Here is a 25,598-nt window from a genome sequence, read left to right as displayed (position 1 = left end):
ATGCCTGTTTAGCGCGCGCGCCGCACTGGCGACGCGGGCGCTATTTGGGCTAACCTTGCTTTTTCTCGCTGTATTCCCGCCAACCGCCGCCTAATGCTTTATACAGATTAATGATATTCAGCTGTTGCATGAGCCGTGTGCGTACCAGGCGCTGTTGCGCGCCATAAAGCATACGATGGGTATCAAGCAGCGTAAGGTAGTCATCGACGCCTTCCTGAAAACGGAGTCCGGCCAGCTCATAGGCGATTTGGCTGGCTTCAACCGCGCGTTGTTCTGATTGCACCTGGTCATTCAGCGTACGCTGTCCCGCCAGACCATCCGCCACGTCGCGAAAGGCTTGCTGAATAACGTTTTCATACCTGGCGATTTCAATCTGTTTTTGGACATGTGCCCTATCCAGGTCAGCGCGTAATGCGCCGCCGTGAAAGAGAGGCAAGGTGATTTGCGGTAGAAAACGCCAGCTTCCCGATCCCGGTTCAAAGAGTCCGCTAAGAGACGCGCTGGCCGTTCCCGCCGTGCCTGTCAGGCTGATTGTCGGGAAGAAGGCGGCGCGCGCTGCGCCTATTCGGGCGTTTGCGCCACGCAGCCTGTACTCGGCGGCGCGAATATCCGGGCGGCGTACCAGCAGATCTGACGGTAATCCGCCTGGCAATGTGGTCGGGATCGCGACTTCCGTAAGCGTGACCGCCTCGTTTAGTCGACGCGACAGTTCAGGCGTGAGCGGCTGGCCCAACAGCAATTCCAGCGCGTTACGATCCCGCGCCAACTGTCGCGTATACGCCGCGCGATTGATTTCGGCAGAACGCAGCGCGATCTCCGCCATACGCAGATCGAGCTGTGTGGCGTTGCCTGTCCGGGCAAGCTGGGTTGTCAATGTGTATGAACTTTTTTGCGCGGCCAGCGTATCTTCGGTTAAGCGCAGCAGCTCCCGGTCAGCCCGTAGCGTCAGCCAGGCGCTGGCGACTTCGGAAACCAGGCTCATTCGCGCCGCAATGTACGTCTCATCAAGCGCCATATAGGCGGCTAATGCCTGGTCGCTAAGGCTTCGCACTCGCCCCCAGAGATCCAGTTCCCAGGCCGTCGTCGCCCCAGCCATCTCGTAGCGTCGGTTAATCTCAGGCTCGTCCGTGACGCTGAGATCGGCGGGAGTGCGACCGGCGTCCATGGCGGTGGCGATGCCGAGCGTCGGCAGCATCTCCGCGCGCTGAATACGGTATAACGCCCGGGCGGCTTCAACATTGAGCCCTGCCTTGCGTAAATCCCGATTATTGCGTAACGCGATCGCGATCAGTTCCTGTAGAAGCGGATCGTGGAAGAAATCACGCCAGCCAATGTCAGCGGCATCCGGCGCGCCAGAAACGGTTGACGTTGCGTAGGGATAGACCATCGCAGTCGGCGATGCGGGGCGTTCGTGCTTCGGCGCCATCGTACAGCCAGCAAGCGTGGTGACGAAAGCAAGCGTCGCCAGCGTGGCGGTCTGCCGATAGCCTGTAAAAGTGATCTTCATTATGCCATTCCCATCATTATGCTTGCTGATCATGTGAATCAACGCGGTTCTCACGCTTTAATGCCATCCTGCGAACCACCACGTAAAACACAGGCGTCAATAACAGGCCGAAGAGCGTGACGCCCAACATGCCGGCAAACACGGCGATGCCCATCGCATGTCGCATTTCCGCGCCGGCACCCGTCGCGAGTACCAGCGGTACTACGCCTGCGATAAAGGCGAATGAGGTCATCAGGATAGGACGCAGACGCAGGCGGGACGCTTCCAGTACGGCGGTCAGCGGGTCTGCGCCGTCGTGTTCTTTGGCGCGGGCAAACTCGACAATCAAAATGGCGTTCTTGGCCGCCAGGCCGACCAGCACCACGAAACCAATCTGCGTAAAGATATTGTTATCTCCGCCAGATACCCACACGCCGACAATGGCTGAGAGTAATGACATAGGCGCAATAAGCAGGACGGCGAAGGGCAGCGACCAACTGTTGTACTGCGCCGCCAGGATCAGGAAGGCCAACAGCACCGCCAGCGCAAAGATAGCAAGCGCAGAATTGCCGGCCTGTTTTTCCTGATAAACCAGATCGGTCCATTCGAAGACCATCCCTTCCGGTAACGTTTCACGCACGATCTTTTCAATCGCGTCCGTCGCCTGTCCGGAGGAGAAGCCCGGAGCCGGTCCACCGCTAATATCTACCGAGGGGAAGCCGTTGTAATGGATGATTCTGTCCGGCCCCGACTGGCGCATAATCGTGACGAAAGCGCTAAGCGGGATCATCTCGCCCTTCGCATTGCGGACTTTAAGCAGGCCGATATCCTCTTGTTGCATACGGAATGGCGCATCGGCCTGCGCCATCACCCGCCAGGTACGGCCAAATCGGTTGAAATCGTTGACGTAAAGCGAGCCGAGGTTAATTTGCAACGTTTCAAAGATGTCGGTGAGCGATACCCCCATTGATTTCGCCTTTACCCGGTCGATATCCACCTGTAATTGCGGGGCGTTTGTCTGGAAACTGGCCAGCATATTGGCCAGTTCGGGCGTCTGCATCGCCTTAGACATAATCTCGCTTTGCACCTTTGTCATCGCTTCAAATCCCAGTTCCGCACGATCTTCAATCTGCAATTTAAAGCCGCCCGTCGCGCCAAGCCCTGGAACCGGCGGTGGCGGGAAGATGCCAATAAATCCGTCGGGAATGTGGCTAAATTTGTGCATTAGCTTTCCGGCGATAGCGTTAGCGGAAAGCGAAGGATCTTCACGCTCGTCAAAGGGTTTCAGCATGGCGAACATCAGCGCCGAATTTGGCACATTTACCGGGCCGTTAACCGACAGACCGGGGAAGACGACGACGCTTTCAACGCCGGGTTCCGCCAGCGCGATAGCGGACATCTGTTTCACGACCGCCTCTGTGCGATCCAACGATGCGCCGCTTGGGAGCTGGGCGATGCCGACGAGATAGTATTTATCCTGCGCAGGCACAAACCCGTTCGGCACCTGATGGAAGCCAAGCCAGGTCAGCCCCACAAAGCCAGCATAGAGCACCATCACAATGACGCTGCCGCGCACGGCCCGACGGACGGCGCTAACATAGCGGTTCGACGCGCTGTCGAAGAAACGGTTAAAGCGATGGAAAAAACCGCCAGTGACCGTGCCCATCAACCGCGTTAGCCAGTCAGCCTTCGCAGTATCGTGGTGCGGTCTTAGCAAAATGGCGGCCAGCGCAGGGGAGAGCGTCAGCGAGTTAATGGCCGAAAGGATGGTCGAAATAGCGATGGTCAACGCGAACTGGCGATAAAACTCACCCTGCAGGCCCGCCAGGAATGCGGAAGGGATAAAGACCGCCGTTAGCACCGAGGTAATAGAAAGAATGGGACCAGTGACTTCATCCATCGCCTTCTTTGCCGCCTCTCCGGGACTTTTGCCCTGCGAGATATGCCGTTCCACGTTTTCGACCACAACGATGGCGTCATCGACAACGATACCTATCGACAGGACCAAACCAAACAGCGAAAGCGTATTCAGCGAAAAGCCAAACAGGTGCATCAAGGCAAAGGTGCCGACCAGCGAAACGGGAACCGCCACCAGAGGAATAATGGACGCCCGCCAGGTTTGCAGGAACAGCACCACGACAAGGACGACCAGCACGAGGGCTTCCAGCAACGTAATCGCCACCGATTGTAGCGATGCGCGCACGAAGACCGTAGGATCATAGGCAATCCGGTATTCGATATCCTGCGGGAAGTTTCGCTGCAACTCATCCATTTTGCCGCGAATCGCGTTAGAAACGTCAATCGCATTGGCGCCCGGACTTTGAATAATCTGTAACGCTGGCGCCGCTTCGCCATTCAGTAAACTGCGCAGCGTATAGGCATCTGCGCCCAGCGTGACGCGGGCGACATCACGCAGACGCGTCACCTCGCCGTCAGCGCCGATTTTTACCACAATCTCGCCGAACTGTTCTTCGCTGGTCAGGCGGCCCAGCGTGTTTACCGTCATCTGAAAAGCGGCGGAGGCCTCCGGCTGTTGCCCGACGGAACCGGCGGCGACCTGTACGTTTTGTTCCCGCAACGCCGTAACGATATCACTGGCGGTAAGACCGCGGTTGGCGATTTTCGTCGGGTCCAGCCAGACGCGCATGGCGTACTCGCCCGCGCCCCAGACGAGAACATCGCCGACGCCGGGTAAACGGGCCAGTTCGTCGCGAACCTGCCGGATGGCGAAGTTAGACAGGTAAAGTGAGTCATAGCGTTTTTGCGGCGAGACAAGATGGACCACCATCAACATATCGGGGGACGTTTTCTCCGTTACAACGCCAATTCGTTGGACTTCTTCGGGCAGGCGAGGCAGCGCGCGGGATACCCGGTTTTGCACCTGAATTTGCGCCATATCAGGATCGGTTCCCTGTTCGAAGGCGATAGAGATAACCATGCGACCATCAATGGCCATCTGGGTATTCATATACAACATGCCGTCAACGCCGTTGATCACCTGTTCCAGCGGCGCGGCTACCGTATCGGCAATCACTTGCGGGTTAGCGCCGGGGTAGCTGGCGCTAACCTGTACCGTGGGCGGCGTAACGGCCGGATATTCACTCAGCGGCAGTTTTAAAAAGGCGATAGCGCCAGCCAGCAGCATTAACAGCGACAGGACGATGGCGAAGATGGGCCGTGCGATGAAAAAGTGGGTGAATTTCATTGGCGCACCGCCTTCGACGCGCTGTCGCCGTCCGCTTTAGTCAATGTCGCGGTCTGTTTCTCGGGCATATTCTGCCGCATCGGCACCAGACGCGGCGCAACGGTCATGCCAGGACGCACCAGCCCCTTGAGGATGATTTTTTCTCCCGGCTGTACTCCCTGTGTAACGACGCGGAGTCCATCGACCATTTGTCCCAGCTCAACCGGACGATACTCCACCTGATTCTCCTTGCCGACGATCAGCACATAGTTTTTGCCCTGATCGGCGCTCACCGCCAGATCGTCAATCAGCACGGTTTCCCGCGGCTCGCCGATGGGCAAACTGATTCGGGCAAACAGGCCGGGAGAAAGCATTCCGTCGGGGTCAGGAATCACGGCGCGCGCCCGGATAGTGCCGGTGCTGCGGTTCATCTGATTGCCCATAAAGTCGAGTACGCCCTGATAAGGCAGCCCGTTATCGGTGGTTAACCCCATGTTGACTACCGGTGGATTTTTGTCGGAGCGGGTATGCCGTAACGCCTTCAGCCAGGTGGCTTCGTCAATATCGAAATACACATACATGGGATTGTGAGACACGATAGTCGTCAGAAGCGTGGCGTTACCCGCTACGCCGCCGCTGACCAGATTGCCCCGGGTCACCAGTATGCGGTCAACGCGTCCGGCAATGGGCGCGGTAATACGGGTCCAGGAGAGTTCAAGGCGCGCTGCGGCGACGGCGGCTTTGGCCGATTGCATCTGCGCCTGTCGCGCATTACGCGTGGCGGTGACATCGTCAGCGTTTTTACGTGATACGGCGCCGCTGGCGACCAGTCGTTGAATGCGATCGAAATCCGCCTGCGCCTGGCGGGCCAGTACTTCAGCCTGACGTAATTGCGCGACGGCGGTGTCGAGGGCGACCTCGAACGGGCGCGGATCGATCTGGAACAGCAGTTGTCCGCGGCTTACCAGACGTCCTTCCGGAACGCTGACGGCGTCAAGGGTTCCTCCCACGCGCGAACGCAGCTCCACGGTCTCCGGCGCGGCCAGAAAACCGGTGAATTCCGCCGTAGGCGCGAGTGTGCGGCTAAGGGCTTTAGCAACCGGTACCGACGGTGGAGGCGGCGCGCTGGCCGGTGGTCCGACGGCGTTGTCTTTATCCCATAGTGCTTCGCCGGCCATGTAAATCACGCCCCCGATGGCGGCGATGACGCCGGCTATCAACATAATTTTGAATGTTCTACGCATGTCGTTTCCCTCTTTACCGCAGCGTGTCGGCCATTCCGCAACGCTGCCGCAGAATTTTTGGCAAAGGCTAGGCGTTACAACGAAGGAAAGGTCAAGCGTTCCTGACGGGTTTTTACGGGGCGTGGGTCGGCATCGTGGCGTAAATGTCTCGCATCATCCTCTTTTATGAGCCATCTCACATTCTCGCCGAACCGTGCAGCCTGAATACGCTTGACCTTCCCACAATGGCAAGCTTTAGGCTTTCTGATACCGAATAGTCAGGATGGGGAACTCGTCATGAGTCAGTCAGAAAATCGTCACGACACGATAAGCTTGCTTATTGAAGGTATGACCTGCGCGTCGTGCGTCGCTCGCGTTGAAAAAGGTATTAAGGCTGTGCCTGGCGTAACGGACGCTACGGTGAATCTGGCGACGGAGCGCGCCACCGTTCGCGGGACGGCGTCGGCGGAGGAGGTGATCGCGGCGATTGAAAAAACGGGGTATGAGGCGCGACCGATAGAGACGGCGGGGCAGGGCGAAGACGACTCTGAAGAGAAAAAAGAGGCCGAGCGCGTCAGGCTGAAGCGCGATCTGATTCTCGCCAGCGTGCTGGCGCTCCCCGTTTTTGTGCTTGAAATGGGCTCGCACCTTATTCCTGGTATGCACGAGTGGGTGATAAAAACGATTGGCCTGCAACAAAGCTGGTACTGGCAATTTGCACTGACCCTGTTGGTGCTGACGATCCCCGGTCGCCGTTTTTACCTTAAAGGGTTCCCGGCGCTGGCGCGTCTGGCGCCGGACATGAACTCGCTGGTCGCCGTGGGAACCGCAGCGGCATTCGGCTACTCGCTGGTGGCGACCTTTACGCCCGACCTGTTGCCTGAAGGGACGGTAAACGTCTATTACGAGGCCGCCGCAGTGATTGTCGCGCTTATTCTGCTGGGGCGCTTTCTGGAGGCAAGGGCGAAGGGGCGGACTTCCGAAGCGATTAAACGTCTGGTGGGGCTACAGGCGCGGGTCGCGCATGTGTTACGCGAGGGCCGCATCGTGGATATCCCTGTCGACGAGGTTGTGCTGGGCGACTGTGTGGAGGTTCGGCCAGGCGAGCGGATCCCGGTTGACGGCGAAGTGACCGAAGGCCGCAGCTTCGTTGACGAGTCGATGATTACCGGCGAACCGATACCGGTAGAGAAATCCGCAGGAAGCGCGGTGGTGGGCGGTACCGTAAACCAAAAAGGCGCGCTCACGCTGCGGGCGACCGCCGTCGGCGGACAGACCATGCTGGCGCAAATCATTCGTCTGGTGGAACAGGCGCAGGGTTCAAAACTGCCGATTCAGGCCGTCGTGGATAAAGTGACGCTGTGGTTTGTCCCGATGGTGATGCTTATTGCTGCGCTGACCTTTGTGGTATGGCTGGCGTTTGGGCCGTCGCCTGCGCTGACTTTCGCTCTGATCAATGGCGTTGCGGTTCTGATTATCGCCTGTCCTTGCGCGATGGGCCTGGCGACGCCGACCTCCATTATGGTGGGAACCGGTCGTGGGGCGGAAATGGGCGTGCTGTTCCGTAAGGGGGAGGCGTTACAGCTACTCAAAGACGCTAAGGTGGTGGCCGTAGACAAAACCGGGACGCTTACCGAAGGCCGCCCGGTACTGACCGATCTCGACGTGGCCAGCGGCTTTGAACGCCGTGAGGTGCTGGCGAAAGTCGCGGCGGTAGAATCGCGTTCAGAGCATCCGATTGCCCGTGCGATTGTCGTGTCGGCAGAAGAGGAAGGGATCGCGCTACCAGGCATGAGCGGCTTCGAATCGGTGACCGGGATGGGCGTATACGCTACCGTTGACGGTACGCGTGTTGACGTGGGGGCCGATCGCTATATGCGCGAAATTGGCGTGGATATTAGCGGCTTCGCCACCACCGCCGAACGGTTAGGACAGGAAGGGAAATCGCCGCTCTATGCGGCTATTGACGGTCAACTGGCGGCGATTATCGCCGTGGCCGATCCGATCAAACCCAGTACGCCCGCCGCAATTAACGCTTTACATCAGCTCGGCATTAAGGTCGCCATGATCACTGGCGATAATGCCCGCACGGCACAGGCTATCGCCAGACAGTTAGGGATTGATGACGTGGTCGCCGAGGTATTGCCAGAAGGGAAAGTCGAGGCGATACGGCGCCTGAAAGCGGCGTATGGGCAGGTGGCGTTTGTCGGCGATGGCATCAACGATGCGCCAGCGCTGGCGGAGTCCGACGTGGGGCTGGCGATTGGCACCGGCACCGATGTGGCGGTGGAATCCGCCGACGTCGTACTAATGTCCGGCAACCTGCAAGGCGTGCCGAATGCTATCGCGCTGTCTAAAGCGACCATCCGCAATATCCACCAGAATCTGTTCTGGGCCTTTGCTTACAATACGGCGCTGATTCCTGTCGCGGCAGGCGCGCTATTTCCGGTCTGGGGCATATTATTGTCACCGGTATTCGCCGCAGGGGCGATGGCGATGTCGAGCGTGTTCGTGCTGGGCAACGCTTTGCGGCTGCGCCGTTTCCGGGCGCCGATGGCAACCCCATCCGACACATCCACGACATGAGGAGGAGCGTCATGAACATCGGTAAAGCAGCTAAAGCATCGAAAGTCTCGGCCAAAATGATTCGCTACTATGAACAGATTGGTCTGATTCCCGCGGCAAGTCGGACGGATTCCGGCTATCGGGCCTATACCCAGGCTGATGTTAATCAATTGCATTTTATACGCCGCGCGCGCGATCTCGGCTTTTCAGTTGCTGAAATCAGCGACTTACTGAATCTTTGGAATAACCAGTCGCGGCAAAGCGCTGACGTCAAACGCCTGGCGCAGACGCACATTGATGAACTGGACAGACGTATCCAGAACATGCAGCACATGGCGCAAACCCTCAAAGCGCTGATTCACTGCTGCGCCGGCGACGCGCTGCCAGATTGCCCCATTCTGCATACGCTTGGACAACCTGACGATAGCGAGCCGGAGGCGCGTACCGGAGCGGTATTGCGCCGTCCTCGTCGCCATGGACTGGCAAAGCGTCTGTAAGTCCTGAGATTACGCTTGACCTTCCAACACTGGCAAGGCCCAGACTGGCAACAGTTCCCAAACAAAAGGAGTTCACTATGCAGTTCCATATTGATGACATGACCTGCGGCGGCTGCGCCAGTACGGTAAAAAAGACGATTCTGACTCTCGATGCTAATGCGACGGTGAGAACCGACCCGGCGACGCGTCTGGTTGACGTTGAAACGTCGCTATCCGCGGAGCAGATTGCCGCCGCCCTGCAAAAGGCCGGTTTCCCGCCGCGCGAAAGGTAATCGTCAATGGCGATCGGTCTGGCGACAGGCCGGTCGCGATACGCTAGCCACGCTTCGCTTTCCTTTGCATGAGATAATCCCCATAAAAACTGTGACAAATCATGTGCCAGTAAGCTTTGTTAATAATATGTAATGATTTGTCTATTTTTGCTAACATTTTACCTGCTATATACAAAAAGATAACAAATAAGTAGCGCAACGCTACCTTGTTACGTCGCTTTGACGACGGGAGCGCTCCAGCGTTTCGCCGCTTCAAAGCTTGATGTTATTTTTTGATGCAGGACACTACCTATGTACACCCCCCTGAACTGGACGACGACACAACGACATGTGGCGTTTGCCAGCTTTACCAGTTGGATGCTGGATGCGTTTGATTTCTTTATCCTTGTCTTTGTACTTAGCGATCTCGCCGAATGGTTTCACGCTTCCGTATCGGACGTTTCCATTGCGATTATGCTGACCCTGGCGGTACGTCCCATTGGCGCGCTGCTATTTGGTCGAATGGCGGAAAAGTACGGACGTCGACCGATACTGATGCTCAATATTCTGTTCTTTACGGTGTTTGAACTGCTTTCCGCCTGGTCGCCCACCTTCATGGCATTTCTGATTTTTCGGGTCATGTACGGCGTGGCGATGGGCGGGATATGGGGCGTTGCGTCATCACTGGCGATGGAAACCATTCCCGATCGTTCGCGTGGCCTGATGTCGGGCATTTTTCAGGCGGGCTATCCCTGCGGCTATCTGTTCGCCTCGGTTATTTTTGGCCTCTTCTACAGTATGGTAGGCTGGCGCGGCATGTTCCTGATTGGCGCCCTGCCTGTTGTCTTGCTGCCTTATATCTGGTTTAAAGTGCCGGAATCCCCCGTCTGGCTGGCGGCCAGAGCGCGTAAAGAGAATACCGCGCTGCTTCCTGTTCTGCGCAAGCAGTGGAAGTTGTGTCTGTATCTGGTGCTGGTCATGGCGTTCTTTAACTTTTTCAGTCACGGCACGCAGGATCTCTATCCTACCTTCCTGAAGATGCAGCATGGTTTTGATCCGCATCTGATCAGTATCATTGCGATTTTTTATAACATTGCCGCCATGCTCGGCGGTATTTTCTACGGTACGCTATCGGAACGTATTGGGCGTAAAAAAGCGATCATGATCGCCGCCTTTCTTGCGCTTCCGGTACTCCCGCTATGGGCATTTTCCAGCGGATCATTCACGATTGGCCTGGGCGCGTTTCTGATGCAGTTTATGGTGCAGGGCGCCTGGGGTGTCGTACCGACCTGGCTGAACGAGCTGGTTCCGGCGAACGCGCGCGCCGTGCTGCCAGGGTTTGTTTACCAACTCGGTAATTTACTGGCGTCGGTTAATGCGACGTTACAGGCCCGCATCGCGGAAACGCATGGTGGAAATTACGGGTTGGCAATGGCGATCGTGGCTGGCGCGGTGGCTATTTTAATCTGTGTATTTGTGGCATTTGGTCGCGAGACCCGGGGAGTCGTCATCTCCGGTACAGATAGCGACGCCCTCCCGGAGTCGGCCATCGGTCATCGCACGTAAACACTACGCTCCTGGCGCATACTGTCGCCGGGAGCACGCCTTCCCCCCGTAGTTTTCACGCCCTTTCAACGAACAACAAAGGTTAATGATGGCATCTGCCGTTCGTGACCATTACAATCATCGCTTACTTTTTTCTTTATAAGAAATTGATTGCTGCACCTTAAAATTATCAACGGAGCGAAGATATCATGTTGAAAGATAACCAAAAACACAACGAGTCTGTTGCCCCGAATAGCGCCTTTCTGTCTGAGTTACAACGTGCATTACCGGAATTTTTTACCGCCGATCGCTATAACGAGCAGGGCGAACTGATCGCGAAAGGCGGATTTGATCTCGCCAAATTTGAGCGCGCGCTGAAAGCGCGTAATATTGATGAGCTGACTAGCGGTTATCAGATTGATTTTATTGGCAAAGATTACGCAAAAAAACAGGCGGGTGAAAAATCCGTTACCGTTATCGTTCCTGACGTGGAACACAATACTCTGGCAGAAAATAAAAACAGCCATAATCTTTTTCTGACCGGAGATAATCTGGATGTGTTACGCCATCTGCAAAATAATTACGCCGATACCGTCGATATGATCTATATCGATCCCCCTTATAACACCGGATCGGACGGGTTTGTCTATCCCGATCATTTTGAATATAGCGATCGGGCGTTGCAGGATATGTTTGGTCTTAATGATACCGAACTGGCACGTTTAAAATCCATTCAGGGTAAATCGACGCACTCCGCGTGGTTATCTTTCATGTATCCGCGTCTTTTCCTGGCCAGGAAGCTCCTGAAAGATACCGGATTTATTTTTATCTCTATCGACGATAATGAGTACGCCAATCTTAAATTAATGATGGATGAGATTTTTGGCGAAGGCGGATTTGTCACCAATGTGATGTGGAAGCGCAAAAAAGAGATTTCTAACGACTCTGATAACGTTTCCATCCAGGGGGAATACATTCTTGTTTACGCCAAAACCGGTCAGGGCGCTTTACGTTTAGAACCGCTTTCTAAAGAGTATATTCAGAAATCCTATAAAGAACCGACCGAACAGTTTCCAGAAGGGAAATGGCGGCCGGTGCCGTTAACGGTGTCAAAAGGGCTGAGCGGCGGCGGCTATACCTATAAAATTACCACGCCGAACGGTACGGTACACGAAAGACTATGGGCTTATCCTGAAGCCAGTTACCAAAAACTGGTGGCCGATAATCTGGTCTATTTTGGCAAAGATAACGGCGGTATTCCCCAGCGAGTCATGTACGCGCATCACAGTAAGGGGCAGCCAACGACCAATTACTGGGATAACGTAGCGTCGAATAAAGAGGGGAAAAAGGAGATTCTGGATCTCTTCGGCGACAACGTTTTTGATACGCCGAAACCGACCGCATTATTGAAGAAAATCATCAAGCTCGCTATCGATAAAGACGGCGTCGTCCTGGACTTTTTTGCCGGTTCCGGCACTACGGCCCATGCGGTAATGGCGCTGAATGAAGAAGATGGGGGGCAGCGCACGTTTATTCTGTGTACTATCGATCAGGCATTAAGCAATAACACTATCGCGAAAAAAGCAGGTTATAACACTATTGATGAAATCAGCCGCGAGCGAATTACACGCGTTGCGGCGAAGATCCGCGCCAACAATCCCGCGACCAATAGCGATCTCGGTTTTAAACATTATCGTTTTGCCACTCCGACACAGCAGACGCTGGACGATCTGGATAGCTTCGATATTGCTACCGGCCATTTTATCAATACCAGCGGTCAACTGGCCGCTTTCACCGAGTCAGGATTTACCGACATGATCAATCCTTTTTCCGCCAGAGGATTGGGCGTGCCGGGCGGCGCAAGCGGCGAAGAGACCTTATTAACGACATGGCTGGTCGCCGATGGTTATAAAATGGATATTGACGTACAGACCATTGATTTTTCCGGCTATTGCGCCAGGTATGTTGATAATACGCGCCTGTATCTGATTGATGAACGATGGGGAACAGAGCAGACCCGCGATCTTCTCAACCACATTGGTACGCACCAGCTTCCGGTTCAGACCATTGTCATTTACGGCTACTCTTTCGACCTTGAATCCATTCGTGAACTGGAAATCGGCTTAAAACAGCTTGATCAAAAAGTGAACCTGGTGAAGCGTTATTAAGAGGGGATGATGATGAATATTTTACTGGAAGAACTTCCCCATCAGGAACAGGCGTTAGCGGCGATTCTGGCGAGTTTCACCGGTATCGATCACGCGCAAGCCGATCATAATCACTATGCTAATCCGCTGATTAAGGAACGTTACGACGATAAGGCCAATATTGACGTTAAAATGGAGACCGGGACGGGTAAAACCTATGTCTATACCCGGTTGATGTATGAATTGCATCAGAAGTATGGCCTCTTCAAATTTGTGCTGGTGGTGCCGACGCCAGCCATTAAAGAAGGCGCGCGGAACTTTATTACCAGCGATTACGCCAGACAGCATTTTTCACAGTTCTACGAAAATACGCGGATGGAACTTTGCACCATCAACGCCGGTGATTTTAAAGTAAAGTCGGGGCGTAAAAATTTTCCGGCCCAGCTATTAAGTTTTACTGATGCCAGCCGTCGTGATAGCCATACGATTCAGGTTTTGCTGATCAATGCGCAGATGCTCAATTCCGCCAGTATGACGCGAGACGATTACGATCAAACGCTCCTGGGTGGGCTGACGTCGCCTGTTAAAGGGCTGCAAATGACGCGACCGGTGGTCATTATTGATGAACCGCATCGTTTTGCGCGAGATAACAAATTTTATCGAGCGATTCAGGCTATTCAGCCGCAAATGATCGTCCGCTTTGGCGCTACCTTCCCGGATATTGTCGAAGGTAAGGGTAAAAATAAATGTGTACGTAAAGATTACTATCGCCGGCAACCGCAGTTTGATCTCAACGCGGTGGACAGTTTTAACGATGGTTTGGTGAAAGGTATTGATATTTATTACCCGAATCTCCCCGAAGAACAGGCCAACAATCGTTATATCGTTGACAGCGTCACGGCAAAGAAATTAATCCTCCGACGGGGGAGCAAAATTGCCGAGGTTGGCGTGGGCGAAAATCTCGCCGATGTCGATGCAGGATTTGAAGGCAGTATCGAATATGCCGGCAGTAAAATGTTGTCGAACGATCTGGAGCTGGAGGCAGGGATGGCGCTGGTGCCAGGAACCTTTGGCGCGAGCTACCAGGAACTGATTATTCAGGACGCCATTGATAAGCATTTTGATACCGAGCAGGCAAATTTCTTACGCAGCAATGAGCCAGAAAATAATGCCCCGCGTATTAAGACCTTAAGCCTTTTCTTTATTGACAGTATTAAAAGCTATCGTGATGACGAAGGCTGGTTGAAAGTCACTTTTGAGCGTTTGCTAAAAAAGAAACTGACGCAACTGATTGACGATTATCAGCGCAAGACCCTGCCGCGAGAAGTGGAGTATCTGTCGTTTCTGCAGGCCACGCTCGCCAGCCTGCACTCGGATAACCAAAACGTCCACGCTGGTTACTTTGGCGAAGACCGCGGAAGCGGCGATGAGGCGATCCAGGCTGAGGTAGATGATATTCTGAAAAATAAAGAGAAGTTGCTCAGTTTTTCAGACCATCACGGCAACTGGGAAACGCGCCGCTTTCTGTTTTCAAAATGGACGCTTCGCGAAGGCTGGGATAACCCGAATGTTTTTGTCATTGCTAAATTACGTTCTTCCGGTAGCGAGTCGAGCAAAATTCAGGAAGTAGGGCGCGGCCTGCGGCTACCGGTAGATGAAAACGGTCATCGCGTTCATCAGGAAGAGTGGCCGTCCCGACTGTCGTTTCTGATTGGTTATGATGAAAAAGCGTTTGCCAGCATGCTGGTTGATGAGATTAATCGCGACAGCAAAGTTCAGCTTAACGAGCAGAAACTGGATGAGGCGATGATCACACTCATCGTCACCGAGCGGCAAAAAGTCGATCCTGCGTTTACGGAGCTTCGTTTGCTGGAAGATCTGGATGATAAAAAACTGATCAACCGGAGTAATGAGTTTAAACCCAGCGTCACGCTTAACGGGGAAACCAAAAGTGGTTTTGCGTGGCTACTGGAGTTCTACCCTGAGCTGACGCAGGCGCGGGTGCGAGCGGATCGCATTCGTGACAATAAGCCCGCCTCCCGGCTGCGAGTCAGGCTACGCAAAGAGAATTGGGAACAACTTAGCAGTATCTGGGAGCAGTTTTCCCGCCGTTATATGCTGCAATTCGAGCGTAGCGGCGCTTCTCTGGAACAAATTGCCGCCGAGGTGCTGCGCGATCCGGCGCTGTATATACGCCAGAAGCCAAGCCAGGTGCAACAACGGCTGGTATCGAATGAAGATAATGGCCGTTTTGAAGTGGCGCAGCGGGAAGGCGAATTAGCCGCCAGCGAATTTATGGCGGGCATGAAATATGGCCATTTTCTTAAGCAACTGGCGTTACGCACCAGTCTGCCGGTTAACGTCCTGCACCCGGTGTTAATGGCGATGCTGCGTGATGTGTTGCACGGAGATTCACGCTATTTAAGCGAGATCTCGTTGGACAATATGACCCGCGCATTACAGACGCGGATTAATGCGCATTTTGCGCAGCGCCACGATTATCTGCCTCTCGATTTTCAGGCTTCAACGTCGGTATTTGATTCCACGGCACGGCAGTTCAGAGAGGAGATTAGCGCTGAAATTGTGGGGAAAAATGTGGATGAGAATGCGATAGACGATCCCCGTTCTCTCTATCAAATACCGCCGTTGCGTTATGACAGCGTCGATCCAGAATTGCCGCTATTAAAATACGATTATCCGCAACAGGTTTCGGTGTTTGGCAAACTGCCTAAGCGGGCCATTCAGATCCCCAAATATACGGGGGGTTCTACTACGCCGGATTTTGTGTACCGTATTGAGCGTCAGGACGCCGACAGCGTTTATTTACTGGTTGAAACTAAAGCAGAAAATATGCGCGTAGGCGATCAGGTTATTCTTGATGCGCAACGTAAATTCTTCGATATGCTGCGTCGGCAAAATATTAATGTCGAGTTTGCGGAAGCGACCAGCGCGCCGGCGGTATTTTCTACGATCAATGGCTTGATTGAGGGGAAGGCAAACTAACGGGTTTGAATGGACCTTAACGGTTATCTTTTTGATAGACCATATAAAATGGCCGCCGCGCAGCGAGCGTTGCGGTCATTCTCCCTGTACTAATCCCCCGTCCCGTAAACCGCGTTGACTTGAAGGTTATCGTTTTACGTCTATTCTTAACTTTCAGCTAAGCGTATTTTGCTGAAATTGCAAATAGTCTTGAAGACGCTGTTTTTTTGTTTTGCCGTTATTTTTATAACGGCCAGGTAGATATTGCCAAGTGAATGTAACTAAGGGAGACATGTTATGCTAAATAGATACTACCGTTTCGCTGTCGAAAAAGACGACCCCTCCGAAGCGCCAGAGTCGGGCGATAAGCCTGACAGCCAGCCGCAAAAAAAATCGTAATTTATCTGGATATTCCCCGACGTTTTTACGTTTGGGGAAAATAACCGTTTCGTTTCAACCTGGTTGCGAACAGTGAATATTTTACACGAAGTGACTATATATAAACGGGAGGGAACATGGAGTTTGATGCCTTCTTTTTAGCGAGACTCCAGTTTGCCTTTACCGTCTCTTTTCATATTATTTTCCCCGCGATTACGATTGGCTTAGCCAGTTACCTGGTGGTACTGGAAGGTTTATGGCTAAAAACGCGTAATCCTGTCTGGCGCTCGCTCTATCAGTTCTGGCTCAAAATTTTTGCCGTCAACTTCGGGATGGGCGTGGTCTCCGGTCTGGTCATGGCTTACCAGTTCGGAACGAACTGGAGCGGTTTTTCCCAGTTCGCCGGCAGTATCACCGGGCCTTTATTAACCTATGAAGTGCTCACCGCATTCTTCCTGGAAGCGGGATTCTTAGGCGTGATGCTTTTTGGCTGGAACAAAGTCGGGCCGGGCCTGCATTTCTTGTCTACCTGTATGGTGGCGTTGGGCACGTTAATGTCGACGTTCTGGATTCTGGCGTCTAACAGCTGGATGCATACCCCGCAGGGATTTGAAATTCATAACGGTCAGGTGGTCCCGGTGGACTGGTTCGCGGTGATTTTCAACCCGTCGTTCCCGTATCGCCTGTTGCATATGTCCGTTGCGGCGTTTTTAAGTAGCGCGATGTTTGTCGGCGCGTCCGCAGCCTGGCATTTACTGAAAGGTAACGATACGCCGGCTATCCGCCGTATGTTCTCGATGGCGTTATGGATGGCGGTCGTGGTGGCGCCCGTTCAGGCATTGATTGGCGATATGCATGGCCTTAACACCCTGAAGCATCAGCCGGTCAAAATCGCCGCGATTGAGGGGCACTGGGAAAATACGCCCGGCGAGCCAACGCCGCTTACGCTGGTAGGCTGGCCGGATATGGAGGCGGAACGGACCCGCTATGCGCTTGAGATCCCGGCGTTGGGCAGTCTGATCCTGACGCATAGCCTGGACAAACAGGTGCCTGCGCTAAAAGATTATCCCAAAGAGGATCGCCCCAACTCTACCGTGGTGTTCTGGTCTTTCCGTCTGATGGTGGGCATGGGCGTACTGATGATCTTCCTGGGGCTGGCCAGCCTGTGGCTACGCTACCGACGCCGCCTGTATCATTCGCGGCCCTTTATGCACTTTGCGCTGTGGATGGGGCCGTCCGGGCTTATCGCCATCCTTGCCGGATGGGTGACGACTGAAGTAGGACGTCAGCCGTGGGTGGTCTATGGCCTGCTGCGAACGCGTGATGCGGTTTCCGCGCACAGTACCTTGCAGATGAGCATCAGTTTGCTGGCCTTCTTTGTGGTCTATTCCCTGGTCTTTGGGGTTGGCTATATTTATATGATTCGCCTTATCCAGAAAGGGCCGCAGCCGGCGGAGACACCGACCGCTGAAACCGATGGCAGACCCGCGCGTCCTATCTCTGCCGTGGGAGAATCGCTTGAGCAGGAGAAACGCGAATGACCATCGATCTTCCGGTTATCTGGTTTGCTATTATCGTGTTCGCCACGCTGATGTATATCGTGATGGATGGTTTCGATCTGGGCGTCGGTATCCTGTTTCCGTTTATTCGTGATAAACACGATCGCGATGTTATGGTGAACTCGGTCGCGCCGGTATGGGACGGGAACGAAACCTGGCTGGTGCTGGGCGGGGCCGGGCTTTTTGGCGCGTTCCCGTTGGCTTATGCCGTCATCACCGACGCGCTGACTATCCCGCTGGTGGTTATGCTGCTTGGTCTTATCTTTCGCGGCGTCGCTTTTGAATTCCGTTTTAAAGCCACCGAGTCGCATCGCGCGTTCTGGGATAAATCCTTTATCGTCGGGTCAATCCTGGCGACCTTTGCCCAGGGGGTTGTGGTGGGGGCGGTGGTGAGCGGTTTTCAGGTGGAAGGGCGAACCTTTAGCGGTTCGCAGCTTGACTGGCTGACGCCGTTTAACCTGTTCTGCGGCGTCGGTCTGGTTGTCACCTACGCGCTGCTGGGCGCTACCTGGCTGATTATGAAAAGCGAAGATCCGCTGCATAGCCGGATGTGCGCGCTGTCGCGCCCGTTGTTGATCGTCTTGTTGTTGGTGATGGGAGGCGTCAGCGTGTGGACGCCGCTCACCCACGACGACATCGCCGAGCGCTGGTTCACGCTGCCCAATTTATACTACTTCCTGCCGGTGCCTGTGCTGGTGTTGGCTTTTAGCATCTGGCTATGGCGCAGCGTGAAAAAACCAGAATCCCATGCGCGTCCATTTATTCTCACGCTAGGGCTGATTTTTCTGGGGTTCAGCGGGTTAGGCATCAGTATTTGGCCGAATATTATTCCACCGGATATTTCGCTGTATGCCGCCGCCGCGCCGCCGCAAAGTCAAAGCTTTATGCTGGTTGGGGCGCTGATAATCATCCCGATTATTCTGGCTTATACCTTCTGGAGCTACTACGTCTTCCGTGGAAAAGTGCGACATGGAGAGGGATATCACTGATGGTTAAAGTGAAAAAATGGTCGCGGCGAGTCGTATGGATGGTTGCGATATGGTGCGCCAGCGTGCTTCTGCTGGCGGGCGTCGGAATGTTGTTCAGACTGCTCATGACCTCCGCAGGATTTCGCTCCTGACTGATACCCCCCGGACGCGCTTTCGTCTCTCGCGAAAGCGCGTTTTTATCGACAGATCGGCGTTTATCGATCACCTTTGCTCGCCTTATCTCTCCCCTCAATAGCGGTTGATAATTATTCTCATCTTTATTGTCGTTCCCGGGCCGCAGTGATATGGTTACACAGTGGCTAACGCTCTGGTATAACGCAGATAAACGGTATTGATAATGTCTCCGATCTCCTGTCACTCTTCCGCCGCCCCGGCGATGAAAAAGATCTTTTCCGTCAGCGACTTCATCGCGTTTGGAGAGCGTTATGGCATTGATTACCGCTTCCCTGCGTTACCGCAGTATACGCAGAGTAGTCCCGTACTTCATGGCGATATCGAAGAGATAGCGCTTCCCGGCGGGATTTGCATTACACGCTCGGATGTTCACGTGTTACAACCTTATGAAACCACCTCTCGTCATAGCAGTCCGCTGTATATGCTGGTGGTGCTGGAAGGTAACGTCGCGCTGGCTGTCAATGAGCAGACCTTTTTGTTGAGCGCGGGGATGGCGTTTTGCTCGCAACTGAGTGAGCAGCAGACGATACGCGCCCATCACGGCGCAGACAGTAAATTGCGCACCTTATCGCTGGGAATGTACCCGGACGGCGGATGGCGGGAGCGTTTGCCTGTCTCGCTGGCAGACGAGTGGGAAAATAGCGCAACCTCGGCGAGGGTCTGGCAGGTGCCGGAGTTTCTGCTTTCGGGGCTACGTTATGCGCAGCAGCCCGGACCTCATGCGGCGTCACGCCAGTTAATGCTGGAAGGCATCATGCTGCAATTGCTGGGCTATGCGCTAAATCTATGTCAGCCCGCAACGCAAAAACGCGGGCTTCCCGTCACCGGTGAATACCAGCGGCTGGAGCTCATTCGGCGTTTACTGGAGCAGACGCCGGAAAAAGCCTACACGCTGAACGAACTGGCGCGTCGGGCGGCAATGAGTCCAAGTAGCCTGCGGTGCAAGTTTCGCCATGCCTATGGGTGTACCGTGTTTGATTATCTGCGCGATTGCCGCCTGGCGCGCGCGCGTCGTTATCTGATGGAGGGATACAGCGTGCAGCAGGCCGCCTGGATGTCAGGCTATCAACATGCCACAAACTTTGCGACGGCATTTCGTCGGCGTTATGGCTGCTCGCCCGGCGAGCTGCGTGACGCGTCTCTGACGGCGTCCCGACACTGTGCGTAACGCGCCCCGCCAGAACGGTAATATCCGCTGCTAACCCGGTTTTCTGCCGCTTTGGGTGATTTTTTATCATTGCGCATAGGCAATCTGGCGTTACGCATAGTGGTCCGTTATCTCTAAAAGGTAATAATTCTTATTTACAATAAAGATGCCTTTGGAGATGTTCATGTTTGCGACAACGCGTATGGCGCTATTGATAGGCGGAGCTATCGGCGGCGCGACTTTTCCTCTTTCTGCCCAGGAAACCACAAAAAATGATACCGTCATTGTCACCTCGCCCGTTCAGAGTGGCGCGACCAAGCTGGCGACGCCAGATATTGAAACGCCGCAGTCGGTATCCATTATTACCCGCCAGCAGTTTGAAGAGCAGGGCGCAACCAGCGTGCGTCAGGCGGTCAGCTACACCCCAGGCGTATACAGTAATCAGATAGGCGCCTCTAACCGCTTTGATTACATCGTATTGCGTGGTTTTTCGGACGGTAGTCTGGATAACGTTTATCTCGACGGGTTAAAAATGATGGGCGACACCAATTCGCACAGTTCGTTGGTGGTTGACCCCTGGTTTCTGGAAGATATCGAGGTGGTACGCGGCCCGGCGTCCGTTCTGTATGGACGTTCATCGCCAGGCGGCATTGTCGCGTTGACGTCGCGAAAACCGGCGTTTGATGCCGGGGGAGAAGTGAAGCTGTTTGCCGGCAATCACAACCAGCGCGGGGCGGCTTTTGATGTGACCGGCCCACTGGATGACAATGAACGTGTGGCGGCGCGTCTTAGCGGTATGACACGTTACGCCGATTCGCAGTTTACCCCCTTGAAAGAGGAACGTTATGCGCTGATGCCGAGCCTGACCTGGCGAATTACCGATCGGACGCGTCTTGATCTTATGGCCTATCTGCACCGTGATCCGGAAGGCGGTAGCCACTCCGGACTGCCTTATCAAGGCACGGTTGTACCTTATAACGGCAGAAAAATTTCTAACACTTTCTTTGAAGGTGAAGATGACTACGACAAATACGATCGCCGTGAAAATATGGTGGGTTATAACATTGAGCATCTGTTCGATAACGGCTGGTCGGTACGGCAAAAATTGCGTTATTTGCATACCAAAGTGACGTTGAATCAGGTCTATGCCGCAGGTTGGTTGAATGAAACGGCGCTGAATCGCGGCTATTCCGGCTCCGGGGAGAAAATGTCGGCTATCGCGCTGGATAATCAGCTCGACGGCAGCGTGGATACCGGGGCGATTAATCATCGTCTGCTGGTGGGGATCGATTATCAGGATCGCAGTAATCATACTACTGGCTATTATGGCGCGTTTCCGCCGATTGACGCTTTCAACCCTGTTTATGGCGCTCAGCCGGATTACATTACGTTGTATAGCCGTGAAAAACATAAGCTGCGGCAGACCGGATACTATTTACAGGATCAGATGTCATGGGATCGCTGGCGCTTTACGTTGGGCGGTCGTTACGATCGGGTCAGCGTGTCTAACATCGACAAACTTCATGATTCACGCAGCGATCTCGATAAAAACAACGTCAGCACCCGTGCCGCGTTGCTTTATCTGTTCGACAATGGCGTCGCCCCCTATCTCAGTTATTCTACCGCGTTTACGCCGACCAGCTTCGCCGACGAAAACGGCAATGTGCTGGAACCGATGAAAGGCAAGCAGTGGGAGGCGGGGGTAAAATACGAACCGCTGGGGGGGAACAGCCAGTTTAGCGCCGCCGTGTATCGTATTAACCAGACCAATATCGCGACCAAAGAAGAACCTACCGATCCGTACCGCTCGATTGGTGAAATTGAGTCTAAAGGGGTTGAACTGGAGGCCATTAGCCATTTGTCGGATAGCGTCCGTTTGCAGGCGGCGTATACCTATACTGATATCCGTTATAAGAAAAGTAGCCCGCAAGAGCAGGGGAAGCGCGCGGTTTATGCTCCACGGAACCAGGCCAGCGCCTGGCTAAGCTACGATGTGAAAAGCGGTCTGTTAGAGGGGCTGACTTTGGGCTCCGGCATCCGGTACGTCAACGGCGTGACCAGCGATCGCCTGAATACCCACACCTTGCCGTCCTATACACTGGTCGACATGGTGGTTGGGTATGATTTATCCAGCATTGGGTTAAATGGCTTGAGCGCCCAGCTCAACGTAAATAATCTGACGGACAAACGCTATGTCGCTGCCTGTAATTCGCTCTCTTATTGTTATTTTGGCGCCGAGCGTAGCATTGTAGGCAGCGTGTCATGGGCGTTTTGATAACGCTTATCGTCCGGTAGCAAAGGCTACCGGACAAACATTAGCGGTGCGTCACGCCTTCATAGAGAAGTCTGAGCGCAAACATCCCGATAATGGCGCCGATAACACGGCTGGCAATGCGCTGTATTCGTCCATAAGCGCGGCGGACTGCGGGGAGCGAAAAGGCCTGGCTGAGAAAAATACGCCAGATAACGGATGACAGCACAATTCCGGCCCAGGCCATTAACCTTGCCCATGTGGGCGTTTCTGCGCTAAGCGTTACGGAAAAAATACTGATAAAAAACAGTACGGTTTGCGGATTGGATAAATCGGTCATTAATCCCCGGCGAAAGAAAATTGTCCACGGGGCGGCAATTGGCGTCTGGAGCGTGCTCATTTGCGGCGTCGCCTGGTGACGAATACTGTTCCAGGCGAACCATAATAAATAGGCGCCGCCGACAATTTTGATAAGAGAAAATACCGCTTCGCATTGCGTAATGAGCGTCGCCAGACCGAAAAGCCCCAGCCCGGAATAAAAGGCGTCTCCCGTGGCGACGCCCAGGCCGGTGATGACCCCCGCCCGGCGTCCTGATGCGAGGCTGGTTTGCACCACCACAAACAGATTCGCGCCGGGATTAAAAAAGGTTAACACAAACAGACTGACGGTAAGCACAACGGCATGAAACGGCTCCATAGACAACTCTTCCCATAGCCTCAAGAAATAACGTTCATCTTATTAATAGTCAAACCAGATGATTGCGAGTGAGATCACAAAGCAGGGGCGTTTTAATCCGCGTTGTTACGCCGACTGAGCGGGGGCTGACTGGATTTTTCCAGCAATCTACACTACTTATTTAATCAGTCCGAACGGCCTTTTTGTTCTGATAAAGCGATGATGGCGTAATAATAAAACGAGGGTTTTGCTATGAAAACTGGCTACAAGGTTATGCTTGGCGCATTAGCGTTTGTCGTGACAAACGTTTATGCCGCAGAAATCATGAAAAAAACGGACTTTGATAAAGTCGCCTCCGAATACACGAAAATTGGCACGATTTCCACCACCGGGGAAATGTCGCCGCTGGACGCCAGAGAAGATTTAATCAAAAAGGCGGATGAAAAAGGGGCGGATGTGGTGGTGCTGACGTCCGGGCAGACAGAAAATAAAATTCATGGTACGGCTGATATTTATAAAAAGAAATAAAAGCGTTGCATCATAAAAATACCCGCCTGGGTTTCCGGCGGGTATATTTATTCCTGGCAACCGGCATCCGTTTTGCCGGATGACGGCCTGCAATAAACGTAGCGCCATCAGGCATTCAGGACGCGGTCATTTGTCTTAATTATCCGACTGGTCTTTGGCACCAGCTTTTAAACGACGCCACAGAGTGGTGCGGCTAATCCCCAGATAACGCGCCGCGGCGCTCTTATCGCCCTTAAAGCGCGCCAGTACATCCTGTAACGTGTGCGCATCCACGGTTGAAGGCGTCAGCTCTGCTGTGTTCACCATAAGCTCAGGTAATAACTGCCGCATAAATTGCCTGTCCAGCGTTGGCGCGGGATCGACGCTTAAAAAAAGCGCCAGGCGCTCCATCATATTACGCAGTTCGCGAATATTACCGGGCCAGCGCCAGGCCAGCAAAAGCGGCTGACACTGTGTCAATCCATGACGTATCGATTCGGTAAACGGAATTTCCATCGCCGCCAGCGACTGTTTTAAAAAGCTTTCCGCCAGCGGCAAAATATCAGCCTGCCGCTCGCGCAAAGGAGGAAGCGTCAGACGCAGAATACTCAGGCGATAAAAGAGATCGGGGCGAAAACGTCCTTGCATTATCTCCCGATCCAGATCGCAATGCGTAGCGCTGATCACCCGGACCTCCACCGGGATCGGCTGGTGTCCGCCGACGCGAGTGACGGCTTTTTCCTCCAGTACGCGCAAAAGTCGGGTTTGTAAGGGCAAGGGCATTTCGCCGATTTCATCCAGAAACAGCGTGCCGCCGTGTGCGATTTCAAACAGCCCCGCCCGGCCTCCTCGTCGTGAACCGGTAAACGCGCCCTCTTCATAACCAAACAGTTCCGCCTCCAGCAATGACTCGGTAATCGCGCCGCAATTGACGGCGACAAAGGGAGGGGATGGCTTATTCTGACGGTGAGGCTGGCGGTGAAAAAACGTCTGGTGAATCGCCTGCGCCGCCAGCTCTTTTCCGGTCCCTGTTTCCCCCTGAATCAGCACTGCCGCACGGGAGCGAGCATAGAGCGTAATCGTCTGGCGGAGCTGCTCCATTTGCGGCGACTGGCCGCGTATATCGCCCAGTTCATACCGGGTTTGTAATCCCTTGCCGGATGGGTAATCCACGCGCTGGCGCCGTGTCAGACGGGTCATATCCAGCGCATCATGGAAAGCCTGACGAACGGTCGCCGCGGAATAAATAAAGATGGCGGTCATTCCTGCCTCTTCCGCCAGATCGGTAATTAATCCCGCGCCGACGACGGCCTCAATACCGTTGGCCTTAAGTTCGTTAATTTGCCCGCGCGCGTCCTCTTCGGTGACATAGCTTCGCTGTTCAAGACGGAGGTGAAACGTTTTCTGAAAGGCAAGTAAAGCCGGAATGGTCTCCTGATAGGTCACGATACCGATAGACGAGGTGAGCTTTCCCGCTTTCGCCAGCGCCTGTAATACATCGAATCCGCTGGGCTTGATGAGGATCACCGGTATTGACAGGCGGCTTTTTAAATAGGCCCCATTCGAACCCGCCGCGATAATCGCGTCGCAGCGCTCGGTCGCCAGTTTTTTGCGAATGTAGGTCACCGCCTTTTCAAAACCGAGTTGAATAGGCGTGATGGTCGCCAGATGATCGAATTCCAGGCTGATATCCCGAAACAATTCGAACAGACGCGTTACGGAGACCGTCCAGATCACCGGTTTATCGCTATTATCGCGCGGAGCGCTGTGGGCAGTCGTCATCGCAGTAGGTTCATCTTTAAGGAGCGATTTTTTGTTTTAAACGCGTTTCATAAATGTTGCAATGAAACGGGGCGATTCGTTTCATGAAACGTTAGCTGACACGTTTTTCTTTTCCCTTAATCGCGCTTATTCATAACAGGAATGACTGTAATTACCTGTTTTTAAATCTCATTGTATTTAATTTTCTCGCAGCCTCTTTGCCTGGCATAGCCTTTGCTTTGGTGAATACATTCTGAGTAACAATTTACTAACATG

18 protein-coding genes and 1 pseudogene are annotated in these 25,598 nt (G+C 53.9%); 14 read left to right on the top strand and 5 right to left on the bottom strand.

What is annotated here, in order from left to right; genetic code table 11:
• Window positions 1-49: 49 nt before the first annotated feature.
• From mdsC to mdsA, 3 genes are read right to left on the bottom strand one after another with little or no spacing between them, the layout of a single operon-like run.
• On the bottom strand, window positions 50-1,507 hold the full coding sequence (gene mdsC / locus HV477_RS14635) for a multidrug efflux transporter outer membrane subunit MdsC (protein WP_001575673.1): 1,458 nt from the start codon (window positions 1,505-1,507) through the stop codon (window positions 50-52).
• A gap of 16 nt (window positions 1,508-1,523) precedes the next feature.
• Window positions 1,524-4,691, bottom strand: coding sequence for a multidrug efflux RND transporter permease subunit MdsB (mdsB, locus tag HV477_RS14630; protein ID WP_058115724.1), 3,168 nt, complete (start codon window positions 4,689-4,691; stop codon window positions 1,524-1,526).
• On the bottom strand, window positions 4,688-5,914 hold the full coding sequence (gene mdsA, locus HV477_RS14625; protein WP_001254850.1) for a multidrug efflux RND transporter periplasmic adaptor subunit MdsA: 1,227 nt from the start codon (window positions 5,912-5,914) through the stop codon (window positions 4,688-4,690). The genes mdsB and mdsA overlap by 4 nt, the downstream gene beginning before the upstream one ends.
• A 276-nt stretch (window positions 5,915-6,190) precedes the next feature.
• Between mdsA and golT the strand changes: the two genes are divergently transcribed.
• The 13 genes and pseudogenes from golT (at window position 6,191) to foxA (ending at window position 22,402) form a co-directional block, all read left to right on the top strand.
• Window positions 6,191-8,479: a gold/copper-translocating P-type ATPase GolT gene (gene golT, locus HV477_RS14620; protein ID WP_023259303.1), complete on the top strand. Its 2,289-nt coding sequence runs from the start codon at window positions 6,191-6,193 to the stop codon at window positions 8,477-8,479.
• 11 nt (window positions 8,480-8,490) lie between these two features.
• Window positions 8,491-8,955, top strand: a complete 465-nt coding sequence (gene golS / locus HV477_RS14615) for an Au(I) sensor transcriptional regulator GolS (protein WP_001020583.1) — start codon at window positions 8,491-8,493, stop codon at window positions 8,953-8,955.
• 77 nt (window positions 8,956-9,032) lie between these two features.
• Entirely contained in the window at window positions 9,033-9,227 is a 195-nt protein-coding gene (golB, locus tag HV477_RS14610) for a gold resistance metallochaperone GolB (RefSeq protein WP_001159470.1), read from the top strand.
• Window positions 9,228-9,518: 291 nt separating this feature from the next.
• Window positions 9,519-10,772: an MFS transporter gene (locus HV477_RS14605; RefSeq protein WP_000288502.1), complete on the top strand. Its 1,254-nt coding sequence runs from the start codon at window positions 9,519-9,521 to the stop codon at window positions 10,770-10,772.
• A 188-nt stretch (window positions 10,773-10,960) separates the two neighbouring features.
• The gene (locus HV477_RS14600) at window positions 10,961-12,919 is read left to right on the top strand and encodes a site-specific DNA-methyltransferase (RefSeq protein WP_023204768.1); all 1,959 of its coding nucleotides are present in this window, start codon (window positions 10,961-10,963) and stop codon (window positions 12,917-12,919) included.
• Between the two features lie 9 nt (window positions 12,920-12,928).
• The gene (locus HV477_RS14595) at window positions 12,929-15,901 is read left to right on the top strand and encodes a type III restriction-modification system endonuclease (RefSeq protein ID WP_001651666.1); all 2,973 of its coding nucleotides are present in this window, start codon (window positions 12,929-12,931) and stop codon (window positions 15,899-15,901) included.
• 276 nt (window positions 15,902-16,177) lie between these two features.
• A complete protein-coding gene (gene ssaA, locus HV477_RS14590; RefSeq protein ID WP_000934834.1) occupies window positions 16,178-16,279 on the top strand; it encodes a small effector SsaA in 102 nt (33 codons plus the stop codon).
• Between the two features lie 116 nt (window positions 16,280-16,395).
• Window positions 16,396-17,799, top strand: coding sequence for a cytochrome ubiquinol oxidase subunit I (locus HV477_RS14585; RefSeq protein ID WP_000393711.1), 1,404 nt, complete (start codon window positions 16,396-16,398; stop codon window positions 17,797-17,799).
• Window positions 17,796-18,806, top strand: coding sequence for a cytochrome d ubiquinol oxidase subunit II (gene cydB / locus HV477_RS14580; protein ID WP_000151045.1), 1,011 nt, complete (start codon window positions 17,796-17,798; stop codon window positions 18,804-18,806). Before HV477_RS14585 ends, cydB begins: the two co-directional genes overlap by 4 nt.
• Complete coding sequence (locus tag HV477_RS29035) at window positions 18,752-18,937, top strand: DUF2474 domain-containing protein (RefSeq protein ID WP_305954967.1); 186 nt, start codon at window positions 18,752-18,754, stop codon at window positions 18,935-18,937. Before cydB ends, HV477_RS29035 begins: the two co-directional genes overlap by 55 nt.
• Window positions 18,856-19,048, top strand: a pseudogene (locus HV477_RS28450) (hypothetical protein). The gene HV477_RS29035 and the pseudogene HV477_RS28450 overlap by 82 nt, the downstream one beginning before the upstream one ends.
• Before the next feature lie 95 nt (window positions 19,049-19,143).
• Entirely contained in the window at window positions 19,144-20,148 is a 1,005-nt protein-coding gene (foxR, locus tag HV477_RS14570) for a ferrioxamine uptake transcriptional regulator FoxR (RefSeq protein WP_000074605.1), read from the top strand.
• 145 nt (window positions 20,149-20,293) lie between these two features.
• Entirely contained in the window at window positions 20,294-22,402 is a 2,109-nt protein-coding gene (gene foxA, locus HV477_RS14565) for a ferrioxamine B receptor FoxA (RefSeq protein ID WP_114050743.1), read from the top strand.
• 40 nt (window positions 22,403-22,442) lie between these two features.
• On the opposite strand, the gene HV477_RS14560 is transcribed toward foxA, so the two are convergent.
• A complete protein-coding gene (locus HV477_RS14560) occupies window positions 22,443-23,075 on the bottom strand; it encodes a LysE family transporter (RefSeq protein ID WP_000433131.1) in 633 nt (210 codons plus the stop codon).
• A 231-nt stretch (window positions 23,076-23,306) separates the two neighbouring features.
• Between HV477_RS14560 and yahO the strand changes: the two genes are divergently transcribed.
• Window positions 23,307-23,582 carry a DUF1471 family periplasmic protein YahO gene (gene yahO / locus HV477_RS14555; RefSeq protein ID WP_000848026.1) on the top strand — a complete coding sequence of 92 codons (276 nt, stop codon included), beginning with the start codon at window positions 23,307-23,309 and terminating at the stop codon, window positions 23,580-23,582.
• A 135-nt stretch (window positions 23,583-23,717) separates the two neighbouring features.
• Here yahO and prpR read toward each other — a convergent pair whose 3' ends face one another.
• Window positions 23,718-25,343 carry a propionate catabolism operon regulatory protein PrpR gene (prpR, locus tag HV477_RS14550; protein ID WP_023231392.1) on the bottom strand — a complete coding sequence of 542 codons (1,626 nt, stop codon included), beginning with the start codon at window positions 25,341-25,343 and terminating at the stop codon, window positions 23,718-23,720.
• Window positions 25,344-25,598 lie beyond the last annotated feature (255 nt).

It is taken from the genome of Salmonella sp. SG203 (genome assembly GCF_013350575.1).
Taxonomy (GTDB): Bacteria; Pseudomonadota; Gammaproteobacteria; order Enterobacterales; family Enterobacteriaceae; genus Salmonella; species Salmonella enterica.
Note: the sequence above shows the minus strand (reverse complement) of the source record. Positions and strands in the feature narration are given on the sequence as shown.